This window comes from Nostoc cf. edaphicum LEGE 07299, assembly GCF_015207245.1.
Classification (GTDB): Bacteria; Cyanobacteriota; Cyanobacteriia; order Cyanobacteriales; family Nostocaceae; genus Nostoc; species Nostoc edaphicum_B.
Window position 1 is genome coordinate 1 of sequence record NZ_JADEXF010000949.1, and the last position, 2,714, is coordinate 2,714.

At 42.3% G+C, this 2,714-nt stretch carries 4 protein-coding genes; 2 read left to right on the forward strand and 2 right to left on the reverse strand.

Annotated features, from left to right (window positions below; translation table 11 throughout):
• Window positions 1-404 (forward strand): hydrogenase nickel incorporation protein HypB (gene hypB / locus IQ229_RS22980; RefSeq protein ID WP_194047720.1); only part of this gene is annotated, 404 nt, incomplete at its 5' end.
• Window positions 405-644: 240 nt separating this feature from the next.
• Entirely contained in the window at window positions 645-1,451 is an 807-nt protein-coding gene (locus IQ229_RS22985; RefSeq protein ID WP_194047722.1) for a pentapeptide repeat-containing protein, read from the forward strand.
• A 203-nt stretch (window positions 1,452-1,654) separates the two neighbouring features.
• Here IQ229_RS22985 and IQ229_RS22990 read toward each other — a convergent pair whose 3' ends face one another.
• Both IQ229_RS22990 and IQ229_RS22995 read right to left on the reverse strand, forming a co-directional pair.
• Window positions 1,655-2,029, reverse strand: a complete 375-nt coding sequence (locus IQ229_RS22990; RefSeq protein ID WP_194047724.1) for a hypothetical protein — start codon at window positions 2,027-2,029, stop codon at window positions 1,655-1,657.
• The coding region (locus IQ229_RS22995; protein WP_194047726.1) for an LLM class flavin-dependent oxidoreductase at window positions 2,019-2,714 on the reverse strand (696 nt) is incomplete at its 5' end. The genes IQ229_RS22995 and IQ229_RS22990, both read right to left, overlap by 11 nt.

Sequence of the window (2,714 nt, forward strand, 5' to 3'; positions counted from 1 at the left end):
CTAAAGTCAGTCAAATAAATACTGGAACAGGTTGTCATTTAGATGCATCAATGATAGAGAGGGGTTTACAACAACTGAATCCTCCACTAAATTCAGTTGTGATGATTGAAAATGTCGGAAATTTGGTTTGTCCAGCTTTATTTGATTTAGGAGAACAGGCAAAAATTGTGATTCTCTCCGTTACGGAGGGAGAAGATAAGCCGCTAAAATACCCCCATATATTCCGTGCAAGTGATATCATGATTCTCACGAAAATCGATTTGCTACCTTACCTGCAATTTGATGTTCAAAAGTGCATAGAATATGCTAAAGAAGTAAATCCCAAAATTCAGATTTTTCAGGTTTCTGCAACTACTGGAGCTGGGTTAGAAAATTGGTATGCGTGGCTAACTGCATCATTATAGTAAAAACTCTGCGCCCCTCTGCGCTTTCCTTAGCGTACCTCTGCGTTTAAATTAAAACCTGTCAAATCAAGTCACTGACTTACGAAATCCCTCTGGGGGTTCATCAAAACTGGAAGTATTTTTTCTAATAAGATGATCGCTACATCTCTGTAATCTTGCTATCACGTTGAAAAATTTGGAGTAAGAAGCTGAAAAAATGCAAATATGAGAGAATTATCTCGAATTGTATAATGAACTACGATGCAGTTAAACATTTACCAAGCTTTTCTGGTTATTAGTGTTAGCACTTCTACTCTTTTAACTACTCCCGGATATGCTGCCAATCCTGAACAGGTTAAGCAGCTGCTGAATACCAAAAAGTGTGTGAGTTGCGACTTATCAGGAGCTAACCTTCAGGGAGCTATTTTGGGATCAGCAAGCCTTCAGGGAGCAAACCTTCAGGGAGCTAACCTTTCGAGAGCTACTTTGTTCCAAGCCAACCTTCAGGTAGCTAACCTTTCGGGAGCTACTTTGTACCAAGCAGACCTTCAGGGAGCTAACCTTAACATCGCTAACTTGTCCGAAGCCAACCTTCAGGGAGCTAACCTTAACAACGCTAACTTATCAGAAGCTAACCTTCAGGGAGCTAACCTTAACAAAGCTGACTTGTCGCAAGCCAACCTTAGCTACGCTAACTTGTCAAAAGCCAACCTTCAGGGAGCTAACCTTAACAAAGCTGACTTGTCGCAAGCCAACCTTCAAGGAGCGAACCTATCAAAAGCCAGCCTTCTGCGAGCTGACCTTTTAGGAGCTATTTTGATCCAAGCAAACCTTCAGGGAGCTATTTTGTTGTCAGCCAACCTTATGCTAGCTAACCTTCAAGGAGCTAACTTGTACCAAGCCAACCTGTACCAAGCCAACCTGTACCAAGCCAACCTGTCAAAAGCCAACCTTCAGAGAGCTATTTTGGTACTAGCCGACCTTCAAAGAGCCAACCTTCAAGGAGCCAACCTTCAAGGAGCCAAACTTCAAGGAGCGATGATGTCTGATGGGAAATTTCATCCTTGATTTTTGTGGTGGTTTTAGCCTTAACTGAACTGTATTGACTTATAGGGTTAGAACTGGCGGTGCGATTGGGGGTGGGTATTCGTTGCAAAGAGTGCGATCGCGCCTACTGAATTCTTTCTTGATAAAAATTGCAACACCCTGCACTTTAGGAGTACAGGGTGGAAGACAGCTATATTTTGTGTGATTCCCAGTTTCTATTTACCTCAAAGCCAATCTCGATAAGCAGATATTTCATTTACGCTGATTTCAAACGGTGTCCCCTTCCCAAATGGCGGATAAACACGGATTTTCCCATTGCTAGCAAACCGCTCTAACCTATTACCTAACTGGGGAATATTCCTGACAATATGCCAGTAAGATACTAAGTCAGGGCAGTCAATAATTAATGTGAGGATGCTGGCATTTGTTGTGAGATACCACTGACAATTAGATAACAGTACTCGCGTAATGCGATCGCAGGCTAGATAAAAGCATCTGCCAGTAGACTGTTCTAGCTCCATTTGCAGCATTCCATCCTCTTTAGTTACCTCAGCGGGAGGTAAATCATCGGGAGGAAGCAAGTATAGTTTAGAAGACATAATTTCGCACCTCTTGGTTGTAGCGCGTCAAACTGTCCAGGTTTTTTTGCAAATCCGCAGACGAGGGTTTGAGTGCTAGCGTACCTAAATTTAATTCATCCTGAAATTTCTTGATTCTGTCTCGACAAGTCTCCACATCACCGATAATTGAATTTTCAATCAAATAATCTTCATCGAAACAAATATTTGTGCGATCGAATGGTTTTTGGTTGGGATTCGCACTGTTTTGCAATACTTCAGCCGAATTAGCTTTCATTTTCTGGCTAAATTTGCGAACGAAAGGTAACGCTTCACTCACCGCCTCATCGTATGTTTTGCCAACAAAAAAGAAGCGTGCCAGCACAAAGTTTTCCGCACCACTAGAATTTAAGGCTCGATATTTGGTAACAGTATCCTTCAATCTCTCTAGAGAAAATGGCGGCCCACCCATCAAGCTGAAAGAATGTTTAGCAGCAAGTTCAATACCGTCATCACCACCAGTGGCAACATACACTGGTATTTGACTTTGCAATGGTTTCGGGTAAATCGTTAAGCGATCGCATTGATAATATCGCCCATTAAATGATACATCAGTTTCATATAAGAGCTTTTGAACCAATGCGATCGCCTCTAACATCTTGGGACGGGATTCACTTGGGAGGGTCGCAAAATGCTTGTTTTGTTGAGGAAAGGGGCCGCCTTTGGC

What these genes read in the sequence shown, in the direction of transcription:
- IQ229_RS22985 (WP_194047722.1), top strand. Translation starts at nt 645, where the DNA reads ATGCAGTTAAACATTTACCAAGCTTTTCTGGTTATTAGTGTTAGCACT.
- IQ229_RS22990 (WP_194047724.1), bottom strand. Translation starts at nt 2,029, where the DNA reads ATGTCTTCTAAACTATACTTGCTTCCTCCCGATGATTTACCTCCCGCT.